The following is a 16,358-nucleotide window of genomic DNA, read 5'->3' as shown; positions in this document are numbered from 1 at the left end:
GCGCTTAAGGTCATACACTTTTTAGTCTCCACGTTCGGCGCGTTGCCGTGCCCGAATCTCTTTTTCAACACGACGCAACGCTTTCTTCGAGCCACGCTCAAAATCATGCGCCTCTTTGCGCTCTCGATAGTCTACGAACAACGTCTCTAAGTCATAACCTGCCGGATAGAGATCAACCGCCTGCGCTTCAAGCCGGACGCGTCGCAACGGATGGTCGCTGAACGTCCCTTCTGCATAAACCGTGACATGTCGCCCAGAATCGTCCGTCGCATAGACGAGCCCGACTTGATTCGTCTCGAGTAACCGGACGCGATCTCCTTTTTCAAATTGCTGGATCAGTTCCGGTTTCGCATTCACCACTTCTTGTGTCAGTTTCGAAGTGTCGACGAGTGTCTGGTCATATACTTTTTCTTTCATATAACGTGACGCTTGTTTCAAAATCGCTTCGGGTAGCTTCATTTTCCGGGCAATGAACAGCGCGTTGCTGTCACCGGACTGACCGATCAACAACCGATACTTCGGCTCGAGCGTGTCCGGGTCGAACTGCATCGCCGCGTTCATGAAGTCCGGATGCGCCTCGGAATACGCTTTGATTTCCCCGTAATGGGTCGAGGCGACGACGAGACAGCCGCGCTTGTACGCCTCTTCTAAAATCGCGATGGCGAGCGCCGCCCCTTCGTTCGGTTCGGTCCCACTCCCAATTTCGTCAAATAAGAGCAACGATCGCTTGCCGGCCCGTTGCATGATATTTGCCACGTTGTTCATATGGGCCGAGAACGTGCTGAGGGCGGACCCCATGTCTTGATTGTCACCGATATCGACGAACACGTCGTCGAACGTCGAGATGTCCGTATCGGGATGAGCCGGGATGTGCAGTCCGCTCATCGTCATCAAGCTGAGCAAGCCGATCGTTTTCAAGACGACCGTTTTCCCGCCGGCGTTCGGTCCGGTGATGATGAGTCCGCGGTACGTCTCGCCGAGCGAGAAGTCGAGCGGGACCGCCCCATCAAGCAACGGGTGCCGGACTTGTCGCAAACGAATTTTCCCGGTCCCGTTCACGCGTGGCGAAATTCCTTCGATCGTCTGGCTATACTTCCCTTTGGCGAATACCATGTCGTACTGGGCGATAACGTCGAGCGTCGTCTCAATCGCCGGTAACGCTTCGGCCACCATACCGGTCAGTGTCGCGAGCACTTGATAAACTTCGACCGCTTCCTCGGTCCGTTTGACGGCGAGTTCCGCGTTCAGCTTGCTGATCGCTTCCGGCTCGATGAACACGGTCGTCCCCCGGTTCGACGTATCGATGATCGTCCCGGCGACTTTATGTTTGTACGACGCCTTGATTGGGATCGTGAATCGGTCCTGCTTCTTCGTCACAAACGCGTCTTGAATCGCTTCACGGTTGGCCGCGCTCTTCAAAAATTTAGTCAACCGCTCCTCGATCCGTCCTTCGAGAATATCGATTTGCTTCCGAGTCCGTTTCAGTTCTTTTGACGCCTCATCGACGACGCGTCCGGCCCGGATCGACCGAACGATTTCTTCTTCGATCGAGCGCCTTTCACTCATCTCGTCCGCGTACAGAGATAACAACGGTGCAAAGAACGTCTGCTCGGCCATGAATCGTTTCAGTTTGCGGGCTCCGCGGAAAAATTCAGCGACGGCTTCAAGTTCACCCGCTTCGAGCTGGATGCCACGACTGATTTTCCCGATGAGCGGTTCCATGTCGGACACCCCGATGAACGGGACGTGCGACGAGGCGTCTAGGATCGCTCGTGCCTCCGACGTCTCTTGCAGTCGTTTCTTCACCGTCTGTAGATGGCTCGTCGGTTGTTGATTTCTGAGCAACTTGCGACCGAACCCGCTGATGCAGTAGCGTTCGACTCGTTGGATGAGTTCAGTATATTGTAGTTTTTCTAACGTTTGTTCGTTCATGGTGATCTCTCCTTAAAATAGGGTGGAGATACCGCGCAAACAAAAAGCGTCGGTCGATGACGACCAACGCAAAAAGACAGACCGGTGTCTGGCAGTTTATGATGGGCGGTATCCGTAACAGAACATGAAGGCATGACAAAAACACGCGTCATCCTACATTTTTCAGTTCGTTAGGCAGATACGACCTCACTCATCAACATGCAACACCTTTCACTTAAGATTCGTTTTCACTATACAACAAATTTCAGAATAAGTACATTTTTTAGAGAGCGCTTACAAATTAGGTCTTGTCTTCTTTTAGATAGCGTGCTATGTTGAGACAGAAGAAACAAATATTGATCACATGTGACTGATTCGATCAGGCATGGGGTAAGACGAAAGGCTCACGCCACCCGTCTATACTCCATGCCTGTTTTGTTTTTTCACAATCATTTTCGTAGGGAAAGGATGAAGTGAACATGTTATTGAATAAGTGGATGAAGCGACATACACTGACACTTTATGCACCCATGGAAGGAGACATCATTCCACTTGAGCAAGTGGCCGACCCCGTCTTCAGCGAGAAGATGATGGGCGACGGAATCGCCATTAAGCCGACAAACGGGACAGTCGTCGCACCGGCTAATGGAACGATCGTCCAAATCGCACCGACGAAGCACGCCATCGGCATCCGGACGGAAGACGGAGCTGAGATTTTGATTCACGTCGGGTTAGACACGGTCGAACTTTCAGGAGACCCGTTCACAGTCCACGTCACTGTCGGTGACCATGTTGACGTCGGACATCCTTTGTTGACAGCGGACTTGAAGCAGATTAATCAAGCCGGGAAGGACACGGTCACTCCGATGATTGTCACGAACGGAAGCGAGCTGCCAAATCCTTACTCGTTCCACGCAGGTGGCCCCTCGCTTTCCGGAAAGACTGTCGTCGCTCAAGCGGAACAATGACTCCTCGATAGGAGGACACATGTTAAAAATTAAAAAGATTTTAAACAACAACGCGGTCATCGTCTCGGACGAAGGTGAAGAAAAGATCGCCATCGGACCCGGCGTCGCGTTTAAAAAAGGGCGCAACGACATCGTCAACCCGCACAAAATCGAAAAACTTTTCGTCATGTCGGAAAACGATAAGTTTCAACAACTCCTCAGCCGTATCCCGGTCGAGCACTTCACGATTTCCGAAGAAATTATCACGCATGCGGAGAAGCGGCTCGAGACGACGTTCAATGAGCATATCCACGTCGTTTTGACCGATCATATCTCATTCGCCATCGAGCGTGAAGAAGAAGGAATCTCACTTCGGAACAAGCTGTTGAATGAGATCAAAATCTTGTATCGCAACGAATATGAAATCGGACTGTGGGCGCTGCAACTAATCGAGGACAAAATCGGATTGAAGATGCCGAAAGACGAAGCGGCTTTCATCGCGCTCCATATCCATACACTCAAAGTGAAAGGAGGTGATTTGCGCAAGACGGTCAAACAGACGACGATCGTAAGAGACATGATTCAATCGATTTCACGACGACTCGACCTATCTATCGAAGAAGATGACTTATCCTATCAACGCTTATTAACCCATTTACGATTCGTCATGGATCGGGTCAACCATTACGATCATCACACGATCGACGAGGACATGCTTCAGATGATTCAAACAAAATTCTCGTCCGCTTACGCGTGTGCGTCTGACGTCGCAACTGAAATGGAAAACTTATACGGCATCGTCTTGCCCGAGTCAGAGCTTGGTTACATCACGCTCCACATTCAACGCCTGCAAGATCAACACCATCAAAAAGGAGGACATTTACAATGATGAACTTTTTACAACGTCTCGGACGTTCGCTCATGTTGCCGGTTGCGGTACTTCCTGCAGCGGCCATCCTCATGGGCATCGGTTACTGGATCGACCCAGTCGGCTGGGGTTCTGAAAACATCGCCGCCGCCTTCCTCATTAAAGCCGGTGCAGCCATCATCGATAACATTCCAATTCTCTTCGCTGTCGGGGTCGCCCTCGGTATGGCGAAAAACCGTGACGGCTCGGCCGCTCTCAGTGGTCTCGTCGCTTTCCTCACGGTCACGACATTGTTGTCTTCCGCGACAGTCGCCCTGTTCCAAGGAATCGACGTCACTGAAGTCAACCCAGCATTCGGTCGGATCGCCAACGCGTTCGTCGGTATCTTGTCAGGTATCGTCGCTGCTCAAATGTATAACCGCTTCAGCCATGTGAAGCTCCCGGACGCGCTCGCCTTCTTCAGCGGCAAACGTCTCGTGCCAATCATGACGGCGTTCGCCATGATTGTCGTCTCGGTCGCACTTTACTTCGTCTGGCCGGTCGTCTACACAGGACTCGTCGGATTCGGTGAAACAATTTCGAAAATGGGGGCGATCGGGGCTGGACTTTACGGATTCTTCAACCGTCTATTGATCCCGACAGGTCTTCACCACGCCCTCAACTCGGTATTTTGGTTTGACGTTGCCGGCATCAACGATATCGGTAACTTCTGGTCCGGTGAAGGTGAGAAAGGGATCACTGGACGCTATCAAGCTGGATTCTTCCCGATCATGATGTTCGGTCTCCCGGCAGCAGCACTCGCGATGTATCACACTGCGAAAACGAAACGTAAAAAACAAGCGGCCTCGCTCCTTCTCGCCGCAGCGTTCGCTTCATTCTTCACAGGTGTCACGGAACCGCTCGAGTTCTCGTTCATGTTCCTCGCACCAGTTCTTTACCTTGTCCATGCTGTGTTGACAGGCGTGTCACTCTTTATCGCTGCCACGTTCCAATGGACGGCCGGGTTCGGCTTCAGTGCCGGTCTCGTCGACTTCGTCCTCAGCTCACGGCTACCGCTTGCGAACCAGCCGTACATGTTGCTCGTCCAAGGCCTCGTCTTCGGTGCCATCTACTACACGATCTTCCGCTTTATGATCGTCAAACTTAACTTGGCAACGCCAGGTCGCGAGTCGGACGAAGCAGTTGATGCGGTCGCGACAGAAACAGCGCCTGAAGGTGACACGAAAACGGCACCAGTCGCAGCAGGTGGTCAGTACTCTGCGATGGCAGCCATGATTTATGACGGTCTCGGTGGTGACCAAAACGTCACCGGTATCGAATCGTGTGTCACACGTCTCCGTGTCGACGTCAAAGACATGGAGACGGTCGATCAAACGCAAATTAAGAAAGCGGGCATCCCAGGAATTAAAGTCGTCAGCCCGAACCATATTCAAGTCATCGTCGGGACGAACGTTCAATTCGTCCTCGAAGAGATTGAAAAACTCCGGAGCAACCGCGCCGGATGACGAACGAAAGCCACCTCCATAGCGAGGTGGCTTTTTTTACATGCTTCGCAGTCTGGCAATCCGTTCAGCCGGATTCGGGTGTGTCGAGAACAGCCCACTCAGCTTTTTCTTCATAGGGTCCGAAAAATAAAGTGATGCCGACGCCCGTGACGCCTCTTTCACTGGCGTTTTGACGTTAGCGATTTTCTCGAGCGCCGAAGCGAGTGCGTCCGGGTTCCGCGTCAACTCGGCCCCGCTCGCATCAGCCAAAAACTCACGATTTCGCGAGATAGCAAGGTTGACGAGCGTCGCGATGATCGGGGCTAAAATCAACAGGACGAGCCCGACGATCATAAAGATCGGATTTTGGTTGTTGTCGCGCCGTCCACCGATACTTCGGAAAAACAGCATCCGTGAGCCGATGTCACTCATGATGGCGATGACGGAGACGAGGGCGAGCGTCACCGTCGCCAGGCGGACGTCATAATTTTTAATATGCGCAACTTCGTGGGCGATGACACCTTCGAGTTCTTCACGGGTCAACTGGTCCATTAAACCGGTTGTCACGGCGACCGCGGCCTTCTCGGGTTTGAGCCCGGTCGCGAACGCGTTCGGTGACGCGTCATTGATGATGAAGATCCGTGGCATCGGGACACGGGCGACCATCGCCATGTTCTCGACCGTGTGCCATAAGAAACGATGTTGTTCGACCGATGTGATCTCTTGGGCGTGATTCATCTTCATGACGATATTCGTGCTCGACATGATGACGATCCCGATGTAAAACAACGAGAACACCGGAGTAAAGATGAGCCCTGGGAGCGGATCGCCATAGTTCAAATACGAGATGACAACCCCGACGGCTAAGACGAGGAGGACGAATCCGGCCACGATGAACACGGTTTTAATCTTATTCTTGCGGATTTGTTCATACAGAATCATCGTCGCCACTCCAATCCATTAGAATGAGACGCGAACGTTCTCGCGTTCTTCTTCTCGCGCCTCGAGCATGTCGCGTTTTTCGAACTTATGGACGGAAGCGATGATGTTCGTCGGGACCGATTCGATTTTCGTATTGTATTTCATGACCGTATTGTTATACAGCTGTCGCGAGTAAGCGACTTTGTTCTCTGTCTGCGTCAGCTCTTCTTGAAGCATCATAAAGTTCTCGTTCGCTTTCAAGTCCGGATACGCCTCGCGCAGCGCGAACAAGTTTTTGAGCGCACCGCTCAGTTGATCGTTCACTTCCATCTGTTCTTGACGGCTCGTCTTCGAGCCAAGCTGGTTTCGTAGCTCGACGACTTTCGTGAGCGTCTCTTGTTCATGCTTCGCATACCCTTTCACCGTCTCGACCAAGTTCGGGATCAAGTCGTAGCGGCGTTTCAGCTGAACGTCGATCTGTGCCCACGACTCGTCGACCCAGTTTCGATATTTGACAAGTCCGTTGTACATCGAAAAATAGATGACCGCCAAGACGGCGATGATACCAATTGCGATAATCCAACCCATTTCAACACCTCATTTCATGATTTACTTCTGTATTAATTCCCTTTTGTCGTATACCATAAGCATAACTTAGAAAAATGTAACCAATGACTCATGGCGATCATGGGAAACACCGCTCAGGCGATTAGAAACTCTTACCTCTTAGATACGTATAATCTATGGAGCTGGTTTCAAACAAAAATGATTAACTGACAGGAGTGCAAATCATGCTTGTGACTGACCTCGATTCACGATTGGCGGAACTGTACGACGAGATGGTGTCGCTTCGACGCCATTTTCACCAATATCCCGAACTGTCGTTTGAAGAACAGGAGACACCAAAAACGATCGCCACTTATTTGCGCAAGCTCGGCCTCGAAGTCCGCGAAAGCGTCGGCGGCAACGGCGTCGTCGGACGCATTCGAGGCGGCAACGGACCAACCATCGCCTTCCGGGCCGACTTTGACGCTTTGCCGATCCAAGACTTGAAAGACGTGCCGTACCGCTCAAAAGTGAACGGTTCGATGCATGCGTGCGGCCATGACGCCCATACGGCGACACTGCTCGTGCTCGCCAAAGCCTTGAGTGAGACCGACCTGCCGGGAGACGTCGTTCTCATCCATCAGTTTGCGGAAGAACTCGCGCCCGGAGGAGCCAAGCCGATGATCGAAGACGGCTGCTTGGACGGCGTCGACTACATCTTCGGCGCTCACATCTGGACGCCGCTCCCGTACGGCACGATCGGAGTAAAAGCAGGTCCGATCATGGCCGCAGCCGACCGCTTCGAGCTGACGATCAAAGGGAAAGGCGGCCACGGCGCGATTCCGCAACATACGGTCGATGCCGTCATGGTCGGGGCGAACGTCGTCGGTCAGTTGCAACAAGTCATCAGCCGTCGCACCGATCCGCTCGAACCGGCCGTCTTAAGCGTCGGCACGTTCACCGCGGGCCAGGCGTTCAACGTGATCGCTGACGAAGCGAAGTTATCGGGGACAGTCCGAACGTTCACGCTAGAAACACAAGAACGGATCATCACAGAGATGGAGCGCACCATTTCCCACGTCTGCGCGGCGAGCGAGGCGACGTATGAGCTCGAATATATCCGCGGCTATCCTCCAGTCATCAATCATTACGCCGAGACGGAGCATGTTCGCCAAAGTGCAGCTCGCGTCGTCGGTGAAGCCGGCGTCATCGAGATGTCTCCGCTCATGGTCGGAGAAGATTTCGCCTACTACATGCAACATGTTCCCGGCAGCTTCTTTTTCGCCGGGGCCGGCAATCCTGAAGTCGGCGCCGTCTTCCCTCACCACCATCCTCGCTTTGATGTGGACGAACGGGCCATGCTAAACACCGCCCGCGTCCTCATGCGCGCAGCGTTCGAAACATGGAACACACAAAAAAACGAAGACTGACGCCCTGAGGCATCAGTCTTCGTTTGGCGTTTCTGACAACATCGACACGAGAACTTGGTCGACACGTTTCCCGTCCATATCGACGACTTCGAAACGTAACCCGTACGCCTCGACGATGTCTCCGCGTTTCGGGAAGTCACCGAGCGAGTAAATGACGAGCCCTGCTAGCGTGTGGTACAAATTACGGCCCTCATCGAAACGGTTATCTCGAATCCCGAACGTTCGTTTCAAATCTTCAATCCCGAGCAAGCCATCCGCCAAGTACGTCCCGTCCGCGCGGCGGACCACTTCCGGCGTCTCTTCTTCAATCATCACTTCCCCGACAATCTCTTCTAGTATGTCGAACAACGTGACCATACCGAGGAAGCCACCGTATTCATCGAGCACGAACGCAATCTCGACGCCGTTCTTTTGCATCATCTGCAGCACTTGGCTGGCCTCACGTTGCTTCGGCACGATGAGCGGCTGCTTGATGCGTTTTAAAATCTGTGACGGCTCACGCAACGTCGCGAGCGTTAAAATATCACGGACATCGATGTAGCCGACGAAGTCGTCGAGCGAATCGCGTCCGACTGGAAGCTTGTTGTGTTTACTCTCATAAATCGATTTTTTAATATCGTCCATGTCATCCTCGAGGTCGACCCATTCGAGCGTCGTTCGCGGCTGCATCAGTTCATAGATCAACTGGTCATGGAAAGCGAAGACGCGCTCGACTTGTTGCACTTCTTCATGGGCGAACGCCCCTTGCTGCGCCCCTTCGAACAACAACTGTTTAATTTCGAGTTCGGTCTCCCCACTCGACTGCTCTGCTTTCAAGCCGAGCAATTTGAACAAGAACAGTGTCGATTTCGATAAGATCCAAATGAACGGTCGCATGACTTTGCTGAACAAATCAAGCGCCGGAATGATCGACATCGTCACCTGTTCAGGTGACACGAGCGCAATCCGTTTCGGGACAAGTTCTCCGATGATGAGCGACAAATACGTGATGATCGTGACGACGACGACATAACCGACCGTCGGCGCGTACTGCGCGCTCATTCCGAGCTGTGCAAATAGTTCAGCGAGCGGTGTTGAAAAACGCGCGCCCCCGTAAGCCCCGTTGATGATCCCGATCAATGTGATCCCGACTTGGACGGTCGACAACAGGTCTGTCGGGTCTTTTGAATGTCTGAGCGCAATCTTGGCGCTGCGTTTGCCTCGATTCGCCTCAACTTCAAGTTTTGCCGGTTTCGACGAGATGAGCGCAATCTCAGTCATCGCGAACACCCCGTTCAACACGATCAAAAATATGACGATCATTAAATCAATTACTATGGAAGAATCCACTTGTTTCATCACCTCTACGTATATTTCGTACTACTCCATCTCATCATATCAGAGATTCATTATCTACCTGTACCCGTTTTGCTCACAAAAAAAGCCACTTCATTGTGAAGTAGCCTGTTCCGTCGCTTGATGTTCGATTGCTGCCGCCTGAGCTTGTTTGAATACAATCACGCCTAGTAGCAAGATCATCAACCCGATGACTTGGCCTGGTGACAGTGATAACCGCGGCATTCCGAACGCTCCGAAGAGATCGACGCCGAGTGCCCAAATCAACTGGGACACGAGAATGATCGAGACGGATAATGTCGGGCCGAGTAGTTGGATGCTGCGCATCACACAAAATACGACACCGACACCTAGCAAACCACCGAGCGCATAAATCGGTGAAATGTCGAACACGCCGCGGATGTTTCCGCCGAAAAGTGCAAGCGGGACGAGCGAGCCGATGAATCCGACGATAAAGACGAGCACGGTCGTCGCCCAAGCTCCTAAATACACGTTCATTTTGGCATTGACCGCCGCTTGTACACTGATGAACGCGCCAGCCACCGCTGAACAAATGATTCCTACTAACATGAACTGCCTCCTTATTCATACACCATGCCATTGGCACGTTCGTTTAATCGTTTCGCATCGAGAATCGTCACTTTCGTCCGACTCCGTTCGACGAGTCCCTCGTCCGCGAACGCTTGCAGCGTCCGATTCAAGTGGCGATAGCTCGTCCCGAGCCATTCGGCGACTTCCTTCCGTTTCAACTGACTCATCTCTTGTTGGAACAACTCATTTCCTGACGCACTGAGTGAGACGAGATAGCCTGCTAACCGCTCTTCAAGCGTCGACATCAGATGATTCGAGGAGGCGTTCGCCTCAATAAATAACTTTTCCGACACCCCGCGGAGCAGATGTTCCGTGAACTCGATCGTCCGGTTATGCGTCCGCAGCGCTTCAAACGGGATGCGCAGACACGTGACCGCCCCGACCGCTTCGACCGTATGCAGGACGTCCCGGCCGCTGGCGTACTCAATATCGCCAATCAAAGACGGCGCCGTCTTCAACCGCAAGAGTCTCAGTTTCCCTTCCTCGCTCAACGTATAAATTTTGACGCGTCCCTCTAAAACGACGAACAACGACTCAATCGTTTGATCGTTCGCGCACAACATCGCACCGGTGGGAAATGTCACGATCGACGACGCCGCGAGTGTCTCCGTCGAAAAAAGATGGTGCCAGTTAAGGCGTGTTAACGCAGCTTCAACCCCCATGTCACCCCTCCTCACGTGAATGTGTAAATCCCGATACCGACAACCATCAAGGCGAGTCCCATGATCTGACCTTGATTGACAGGCTTCTTCTTCACCCCGAACCAACCGTTCAAATCGATAAGGAACGCCCCGATCAATTGGGCGACGAGCAACACGCAGATTGCCCACGTCACACCGAGTCGCTGGATGGCCGTCAGCTCTCCAAAGACGACGAAGACGCCAAACAACCCACCTAAACTGTAATACCATGGCACACGCCGGAACGCCGTCATGTCTGCATCACGTTTGAACGCATAAATGCCCAAAGCGAGTATGAGTCCGACAAAGTGGACGATCGTGACGGACAACCAGGCCCCGACTGCGTAACCAAGCTTTGCGTTAAAGATGCCTTGTAACGCGATGAACGTGCCCGAGAGTACTGCAAAAATGATTCCCATACTTACCTCCTATTCTCCTCGTCTGACTGTACGCGAGAATAAAATGCTTGAAAAGGACATATGTCCAAAAAAAGAACAACCTAGGTCAAGACCTAGGTCGTTCGCATCATTATCCTAAAATTTTCACGATTTCTTCCGCGACTTGCTCAGAAGACTGCGGGTTTTGTCCCGTGACAAGGCGATCATCGACGGCGACGTTGACAGCCCAATTGTCGGCTTTATCAAAATCTCCGCCCTTCTCACGAAGTGCCGTCTCTAACAAGAACGGTACAGCTGAATCGAGTTGCATCTCGACTTCTTCAGCATCCGTGAATCCAGTCACGCGCTTACCTTTCACGAGTGGTTCGCCGTTGCTCAACTTGACGTTGACGAGGCCGATCGGGCCGTGACAGACAGCTGCAACGATATTGCCGCTCTCGTATACGTCTCGAACGACACGCTGTAACGTCTCGCTTCCTGGGAAGTCGACGACTGTCCCGTGTCCGCCTGGAAGGAAGACAGCATCATATGTCTCATCCGCTACTTGATCAAGACGGACCGTATCTTTCAACAAGGTTTTCGTATTTAAGATTTCTTCCGGTAATCCGTCTTCTAGACTGTTCGCATCGATTGGCACGTCTCCACCTTCGATACTAGCAATCGTTACTTTGTAGCCTTTCTTCTCGAACAAAAGGTACGGTTCAGCGAACTCCCCGAGCCATAACCCTGTTTCGTGGCCGTTCTCTAGTTTATTGGCAGATGTCGTGACGATCAGTACGTGTTTAGACATGTGATTTCCTCCTTCTGAAATAAGCATACGAATTAAATGTTCCCGTTGTGGTCTCATTCAAACCATCGAACGCTCGACACGACGAGACGTCATTCTTTTTTTGACCTGGTCATTTTTTTGAAACAGGAACGGCGCCTGAACTCGTTATACTCGGATTATCAGTCATCAGGAGGGAACCATCGTGACCAAATCGATACTTGAATGGGGATTTCTTGCCGTTGCCGCTTTAATTGTCGTCCTCGTATTGCTCGGCGGAATGTGGACGAACATGTGACCTCGCTTCGCTGAGATGTCACATGATTGTTCGTTTGAAACACGCCTTAAATTGGGAACAGACACATGTTGTCCTATCGCCACATTCATTTGAGAAAGGATGTTGAATATGTCAGAACGCGTTTTCATCAGTCCCGCAAAGTATGTGCAAGGCAAGAATACAATTGACCGGATCGGGGATTATGTCGGGCATTTCGGCTCACAGGCACTTCTCATCGCCGACGATATCGTCTGGCGCTTGATCGGGGAACGGGTGACCGCCTCGTTGACGTCGAGCGGTGTGAACGCCGAGAAAGCCGACTTTGTCGGGGAAGCGTCGCGCCACGAAATCGAGCGGATCACCAAGGCGGCAGAAGCGAACGAGACGTCGTTCGTCATCGGTATGGGCGGCGGGAAAACGCTCGACACGGCCAAAGCCGTCGCCGATGCGCTTAATGCCCGCATCGTCATCGTGCCGACCATCGCCTCGACTGACGCCCCGACGAGTGCCCTCTCGGTCATCTATACGGATGAAGGTAATTTTGAGAGTTACCGGTTTTATAAGAAGAATCCCGATTTGGTCCTCGTTGACACGAAACTGATCGCCGAGGCCCCGGCCCGCTTCCTCGCCTCAGGGATCGCCGACGCGCTCGCGACGTGGGTCGAGGTCCGGAGTGTCCTCGCGTTCGGTGGCAAGACGATGGCAGGCGGCGTCCCGACGATCGCCGCCGAAGCGATCGCCAAACGCTGTGAAGAAGTGTTGTTCGATTATGGGATTCCGGCCTATGAATCGGTAAAAGCAAAAGTCGTCACGCCAGCGCTTGAAGATGTCGTTGAAGCGAACACGCTATTGAGCGGTCTCGGTTTCGAGAGCGGTGGATTAGCGGCAGCCCACGCCATCCATAATGGCTTCACCGCCTTAGACGGGGAGATCCATCATTTGACGCACGGTGAGAAAGTCGCGTTCGGGACACTCGTCCAGCTCGCGCTTGAAGGACGGACGCAAGCCGAGTTCGAACGGTACGTCGCCCTTTACATGGCGCTCGATTTGCCGGTCACACTCGAAGACGTGAAACTAAAAGACGCGTCACGAGAAGATATCTTGAAAGTCGGTCAAGCAGCGACCGCTGAAGGGGAAACGATTCATAGCGGTTTCGACGTGTCGCCTGAAGATGTGGCCGACGCCATCATCGCCGCCGACCGTTACGCCCGCCTCTACCAAAGCAAACTGACCTAAAAAGACGAGGAACGGCTACTTGAGCTGTTCCTCGTCTTTAGTTGAAGTTACGAATGAGACGACGATGCCGAGCGCCATACAGCTGACTGTCAGCACGAAAAACGTCAGTTGATTCGCGTAAATGATGTTCGTGAACTGGTTCCAACCCGACGCGTACGCCGCATTTTCAGAAGCTCGTATCCCGTCCCGCAACGAACTTGCCTGCCCGAAGTTCACGTATAGCCCGATCCCCGCCATCAATATGCTCCCGGCGAAGAGACCGACCCGCGCGAGACCATTCACCGACGCGACCGTTCGTCTGGCGAGCCGGACGGTGATCCAAATGAACAACAAGACGAACGGCCAGCCGGAGAGCAAGACGAGTACGTACGGGTTTCCTTCGCCCGCTGGCTCCGTATAGGCGGACGTCATCGTCTCACCGAGCTTGAATAACATAAATGTGATGAGCGTGATGATGAACCACGCCTTGATCAATTTCTCCATGACAACACCTCGTCCCCAGTATACCAAAAACACCATGCGCTTTCGCACAAGGTGTCAAGTCACTCTTTCGGACGAACGGCGTAGTAGATCAAAATGACGAGCCATGTCCAAACCCCGGTAAAGATTCCGAGGATCGCGATGATGAAAAAACCGAGCGGGATCATCGATTTCGTCCGGTTGTAGTCTTTCCACATATTCGATAACCCTTTGATGTTGAAATACAAAAAGGCAAAGAATAGGACGAGCAATAACAACGGTAAGCCAAAAACAAGTTCCATATGCGTCCACTCCTCTCTTCTAGTTCACAGTTCTTCCCTATATAATCAGTTTACTTTGTCTTCGCCCCCGGCACATCGGGCTTGGGCTGTACATCTATCGGGTCACGAGACGGAGACTGTCGTTTGAGTATTCCCTAATCACTCGTCTTTTCATCATTTCAAAAAAAGGGAAAGGAAAACTATCCATGCATAAGGGGGTCGTCCTAATGAAACTCATCCGCCTGCTGCTCATCCTCGTACTCGTCTTCACCGCCTCGTCTACTTATGCCGCCACCCCGTCACCTCAGCCCGGCTACACGATCAAGACGACGAAACTATACTGGCGGGCCATGCAATCGTCCCCGGTCGCCAAGACACTCCTCACCAACACACCCGTCCGTTACACAACGTACAATCGAAGCTGGTCGAACGTCTACATCGGGAGCACCCGCTACTTCACACCATCGAGCAATCTAAAGGCCGGTATCCCGAAACTCACGTCAACGGAGCGGTTGCGGCTCGTCAACAAGCAACATGGCCTGTCCGCGTCCTATCGGTCCCGTCAACTCGTCACGCTCACCATCCCGACCGTCTATGCAAAAGGAAGCGAACGGACGCTCATGGCTGCCGAGGCGGCGCACGCGCTCGCTCGTCTCTACTATGACGGCCGAAAACAAGGACACACGCTTTACGCATTGAGCGCGTACCGGTCCTACGCCACGCAAAAATCACTCTACAATTATTGGGTCAACGCTCGCGGCACGGCCTATGCCTCGATGTATGTCGCTCGTCCCGGCCACAGTGAGCACCAAACCGGGCTTGCCGTCGATATGACGAGTCAACAGATGCGGATGGGACTATACGCCTCGTTCGATCAGACACCTGAAGGCAAATGGATGATCCAGAACGCGCACCGCTATGGTTACATCGTTCGCTATCCAAAAGGGAAAGAAAAGATCACCGGCTACAACTATGAGCCGTGGCATCTCCGCTACGTCGGTGTGAAGGAAGCGACGACGATGAAGCAAAACAACTGGACGTTCGAAGACTGGTGGGCCAAACGCTAAGTCCGAGCATCTAGTCGCTAGGAAGCGAGGTGCCCCATGTATACTAGACGTGTATGAATTTGCAGAGGAGGACATCTCGATGTGGATTGTGATGAACAAACTAGATGTTGAAAAAGGGAAAGTCGATGCGGTCAAAGCCCGGTTCCAAACGACAAAAGGAATCGAGACGATGGACGGATTTATCCGCATGCAAGTGTTGACCGATACGTCTGACGAAACGAAAGATCAAGTCGTGATCATGACGACGTGGCGCGACGCTGCGAGCTTTGAAAATTGGCGCGACAGCGGTGCCTATAAACACGCCCATAAAAAACGGGACGACGGCACGTCTGAAGTGAAGCCCGTCGTCCTCGGAAATACCGTCACCCAATACGAGGTCGCGATCGAGCACATGGCCTCAACCGATCACGTATAAAATATCTTGCGGTCGGATGATACCGAGAAGCGGTTCACTCTCTTCCCCGGTCTCGGTGATCAAGAGCGCGTCGAGGCGCACACCGTCTTTCATGTTGATGAAATGTTGATGCGCCTCGATGACAGACGTCTCCTTCGCAACGAAACGGTAACGACGAAGATGCGGATCATGATGAAGTACGTCTTTAACTTGAACGCCCTCGAGTGACACGTGCGGGCCGTCGATTGTCTCGGCGAGCCAGCTGGTCACTCCTTTTTTTGTCAATAAACCGCGCCACGAGCCGTCAGTGTTATAGACCGGGAACTGGGAATAGTTTTTATCCCGAATCTCACCGAGCACCTCGACTAACGCGTCATCGGCATTAAACGTCGTCACGAGTTTACGAAACAGCGGGATGACTTGACGCGGGTGCAACAGCTCCCGCTCCACTTCGAGCATCAACTCGACGATCGAGTCGTGTGGTTCGGCGATAATGAAATCAGGCTCTCGCCGCTCGTGGACGATCGCGTTGCGCAACTGGCTCATTTGGTGCAAATCTTCTTTATACCGTTCGATGATCGGATTATGCTTGGCGAGACGGTTGACCATGTTGCTGAAGCTGAAATGTTGTCCGTCCCCCATCTCACGGCTCAAATAATCTTCAATCCGATGGTACGATGCGATAAATTCTTCGGCTCGACTCATATGTTCACTCTCCTTATCGCCTATCTATACCCTATTTTTTAATCATGTGAGCAGGAAACCAT

At 52.5% G+C, this 16,358-nt stretch carries 18 protein-coding genes; 7 read left to right on the top strand and 11 right to left on the bottom strand.

Annotated elements, in window-relative coordinates; all coding sequences use genetic code 11:
- Nucleotides 1-21 precede the first annotated feature (21 nt).
- The gene (locus tag EVJ26_RS08215) at nt 22-1,932 is read right to left on the bottom strand and encodes an endonuclease MutS2 (protein ID WP_131470232.1); all 1,911 of its coding nucleotides are present in this window, start codon (nt 1,930-1,932) and stop codon (nt 22-24) included.
- A 458-nt stretch (nt 1,933-2,390) separates the two neighbouring features.
- Between EVJ26_RS08215 and EVJ26_RS08210 the strand changes: the two genes are divergently transcribed.
- Genes EVJ26_RS08210 through nagE form a run of 3 tightly spaced genes read left to right on the top strand, consistent with a single transcriptional unit; the run spans nt 2,391 to nt 5,231 of the window.
- Nucleotides 2,391-2,879 (top strand): PTS sugar transporter subunit IIA, encoded by a 489-nt coding sequence (locus EVJ26_RS08210; protein ID WP_236635535.1) that lies wholly within the window; start codon nt 2,391-2,393, stop codon nt 2,877-2,879.
- 19 nt (nt 2,880-2,898) lie between these two features.
- Complete coding sequence (locus EVJ26_RS08205; protein ID WP_131470231.1) at nt 2,899-3,747, top strand: PRD domain-containing protein; 849 nt, start codon at nt 2,899-2,901, stop codon at nt 3,745-3,747.
- On the top strand, nt 3,744-5,231 hold the full coding sequence (gene nagE / locus EVJ26_RS08200; RefSeq protein WP_131457842.1) for an N-acetylglucosamine-specific PTS transporter subunit IIBC: 1,488 nt from the start codon (nt 3,744-3,746) through the stop codon (nt 5,229-5,231). The genes EVJ26_RS08205 and nagE overlap by 4 nt, the downstream gene beginning before the upstream one ends.
- Before the next feature lie 36 nt (nt 5,232-5,267).
- On the opposite strand, the gene htpX is transcribed toward nagE, so the two are convergent.
- On the bottom strand, nt 5,268-6,149 hold the full coding sequence (htpX, locus tag EVJ26_RS08195) for a zinc metalloprotease HtpX (RefSeq protein ID WP_236634042.1): 882 nt from the start codon (nt 6,147-6,149) through the stop codon (nt 5,268-5,270).
- A gap of 21 nt (nt 6,150-6,170) precedes the next feature.
- Entirely contained in the window at nt 6,171-6,719 is a 549-nt protein-coding gene (locus EVJ26_RS08190) for a LemA family protein (protein WP_131470230.1), read from the bottom strand.
- Nucleotides 6,720-6,922: 203 nt separating this feature from the next.
- On the opposite strand from EVJ26_RS08190, the gene EVJ26_RS08185 reads away from it, so the two are divergent.
- A complete protein-coding gene (locus EVJ26_RS08185) occupies nt 6,923-8,107 on the top strand; it encodes a M20 metallopeptidase family protein (protein WP_131470229.1) in 1,185 nt (394 codons plus the stop codon).
- Between the two features lie 12 nt (nt 8,108-8,119).
- On the opposite strand, the gene EVJ26_RS08180 is transcribed toward EVJ26_RS08185, so the two are convergent.
- The 5 genes from EVJ26_RS08180 to EVJ26_RS08160 form a co-directional block, all read right to left on the bottom strand.
- A complete protein-coding gene (locus EVJ26_RS08180) occupies nt 8,120-9,409 on the bottom strand; it encodes a hemolysin family protein (RefSeq protein WP_236635534.1) in 1,290 nt (429 codons plus the stop codon).
- Nucleotides 9,410-9,535: 126 nt separating this feature from the next.
- Nucleotides 9,536-10,012 (bottom strand): DMT family transporter, encoded by a 477-nt coding sequence (locus tag EVJ26_RS08175; RefSeq protein WP_131470227.1) that lies wholly within the window; start codon nt 10,010-10,012, stop codon nt 9,536-9,538.
- Nucleotides 10,013-10,023: 11 nt separating this feature from the next.
- Nucleotides 10,024-10,695, bottom strand: a complete 672-nt coding sequence (locus EVJ26_RS08170; protein WP_083274036.1) for a Crp/Fnr family transcriptional regulator — start codon at nt 10,693-10,695, stop codon at nt 10,024-10,026.
- 11 nt (nt 10,696-10,706) lie between these two features.
- A complete protein-coding gene (locus EVJ26_RS08165) occupies nt 10,707-11,132 on the bottom strand; it encodes a DMT family transporter (protein ID WP_070328066.1) in 426 nt (141 codons plus the stop codon).
- A 109-nt stretch (nt 11,133-11,241) separates the two neighbouring features.
- The gene (locus EVJ26_RS08160; RefSeq protein ID WP_070328065.1) at nt 11,242-11,901 is read right to left on the bottom strand and encodes a type 1 glutamine amidotransferase domain-containing protein; all 660 of its coding nucleotides are present in this window, start codon (nt 11,899-11,901) and stop codon (nt 11,242-11,244) included.
- A 382-nt stretch (nt 11,902-12,283) separates the two neighbouring features.
- Here EVJ26_RS08160 and EVJ26_RS08155 point away from each other — a divergent pair, with 382 nt between their 5' ends.
- Nucleotides 12,284-13,390, top strand: coding sequence for a glycerol dehydrogenase (locus EVJ26_RS08155; RefSeq protein WP_131470226.1), 1,107 nt, complete (start codon nt 12,284-12,286; stop codon nt 13,388-13,390).
- Between the two features lie 15 nt (nt 13,391-13,405).
- Here EVJ26_RS08155 and EVJ26_RS08150 read toward each other — a convergent pair whose 3' ends face one another.
- Nucleotides 13,406-13,873 carry a hypothetical protein gene (locus EVJ26_RS08150; RefSeq protein WP_131457849.1) on the bottom strand — a complete coding sequence of 156 codons (468 nt, stop codon included), beginning with the start codon at nt 13,871-13,873 and terminating at the stop codon, nt 13,406-13,408.
- 59 nt (nt 13,874-13,932) lie between these two features.
- The gene (locus EVJ26_RS08145; protein WP_131457850.1) at nt 13,933-14,151 is read right to left on the bottom strand and encodes a hypothetical protein; all 219 of its coding nucleotides are present in this window, start codon (nt 14,149-14,151) and stop codon (nt 13,933-13,935) included.
- A gap of 206 nt (nt 14,152-14,357) precedes the next feature.
- On the opposite strand from EVJ26_RS08145, the gene EVJ26_RS08140 reads away from it, so the two are divergent.
- Nucleotides 14,358-15,197, top strand: coding sequence for a M15 family metallopeptidase (locus EVJ26_RS08140; protein WP_070328062.1), 840 nt, complete (start codon nt 14,358-14,360; stop codon nt 15,195-15,197).
- A 79-nt stretch (nt 15,198-15,276) separates the two neighbouring features.
- The gene (locus EVJ26_RS08135) at nt 15,277-15,612 is read left to right on the top strand and encodes an antibiotic biosynthesis monooxygenase (protein ID WP_070328061.1); all 336 of its coding nucleotides are present in this window, start codon (nt 15,277-15,279) and stop codon (nt 15,610-15,612) included.
- Here EVJ26_RS08135 and EVJ26_RS08130 read toward each other — a convergent pair.
- On the bottom strand, nt 15,595-16,296 hold the full coding sequence (locus tag EVJ26_RS08130; RefSeq protein ID WP_131457851.1) for a CBS domain-containing protein: 702 nt from the start codon (nt 16,294-16,296) through the stop codon (nt 15,595-15,597). The two genes, EVJ26_RS08135 and EVJ26_RS08130, sit on opposite strands and share 18 nt — an antisense overlap.
- Nucleotides 16,297-16,358: the final 62 nt, after the last annotated feature.

The sequence above is a fragment of the Exiguobacterium sp. SH3S1 genome (genome assembly GCF_004337105.1).
In the GTDB taxonomy this organism is placed as follows: Bacteria; Bacillota; Bacilli; order Exiguobacteriales; family Exiguobacteriaceae; genus Exiguobacterium; species Exiguobacterium aurantiacum_A.
This window is presented reverse-complemented; position numbering and strand designations above follow the sequence as displayed.

What these genes read in the sequence shown, in the direction of transcription:
- EVJ26_RS08160 (WP_070328065.1), bottom strand. Translation starts at nt 11,901, where the DNA reads ATGTCTAAACACGTACTGATCGTCACGACATCTGCCAATAAACTAGAG.
- EVJ26_RS08135 (WP_070328061.1), top strand. Translation starts at nt 15,277, where the DNA reads ATGTGGATTGTGATGAACAAACTAGATGTTGAAAAAGGGAAAGTCGAT.
- EVJ26_RS08140 (WP_070328062.1), top strand. Translation starts at nt 14,358, where the DNA reads ATGAAACTCATCCGCCTGCTGCTCATCCTCGTACTCGTCTTCACCGCC.
- EVJ26_RS08150 (WP_131457849.1), bottom strand. Translation starts at nt 13,873, where the DNA reads ATGGAGAAATTGATCAAGGCGTGGTTCATCATCACGCTCATCACATTT.
- EVJ26_RS08190 (WP_131470230.1), bottom strand. Translation starts at nt 6,719, where the DNA reads ATGGGTTGGATTATCGCAATTGGTATCATCGCCGTCTTGGCGGTCATC.
- EVJ26_RS08180 (WP_236635534.1), bottom strand. Translation starts at nt 9,409, where the DNA reads ATGATCGTCATATTTTTGATCGTGTTGAACGGGGTGTTCGCGATGACT.
- EVJ26_RS08205 (WP_131470231.1), top strand. Translation starts at nt 2,899, where the DNA reads ATGTTAAAAATTAAAAAGATTTTAAACAACAACGCGGTCATCGTCTCG.
- EVJ26_RS08145 (WP_131457850.1), bottom strand. Translation starts at nt 14,151, where the DNA reads ATGGAACTTGTTTTTGGCTTACCGTTGTTATTGCTCGTCCTATTCTTT.
- EVJ26_RS08130 (WP_131457851.1), bottom strand. Translation starts at nt 16,296, where the DNA reads ATGAGTCGAGCCGAAGAATTTATCGCATCGTACCATCGGATTGAAGAT.
- nagE (WP_131457842.1), top strand. Translation starts at nt 3,744, where the DNA reads ATGATGAACTTTTTACAACGTCTCGGACGTTCGCTCATGTTGCCGGTT.
- EVJ26_RS08210 (WP_236635535.1), top strand. Translation starts at nt 2,391, where the DNA reads ATGTTATTGAATAAGTGGATGAAGCGACATACACTGACACTTTATGCA.
- EVJ26_RS08155 (WP_131470226.1), top strand. Translation starts at nt 12,284, where the DNA reads ATGTCAGAACGCGTTTTCATCAGTCCCGCAAAGTATGTGCAAGGCAAG.
- EVJ26_RS08175 (WP_131470227.1), bottom strand. Translation starts at nt 10,012, where the DNA reads ATGTTAGTAGGAATCATTTGTTCAGCGGTGGCTGGCGCGTTCATCAGT.
- EVJ26_RS08170 (WP_083274036.1), bottom strand. Translation starts at nt 10,695, where the DNA reads ATGGGGGTTGAAGCTGCGTTAACACGCCTTAACTGGCACCATCTTTTT.
- EVJ26_RS08185 (WP_131470229.1), top strand. Translation starts at nt 6,923, where the DNA reads ATGCTTGTGACTGACCTCGATTCACGATTGGCGGAACTGTACGACGAG.
- EVJ26_RS08165 (WP_070328066.1), bottom strand. Translation starts at nt 11,132, where the DNA reads ATGGGAATCATTTTTGCAGTACTCTCGGGCACGTTCATCGCGTTACAA.
- EVJ26_RS08215 (WP_131470232.1), bottom strand. Translation starts at nt 1,932, where the DNA reads ATGAACGAACAAACGTTAGAAAAACTACAATATACTGAACTCATCCAA.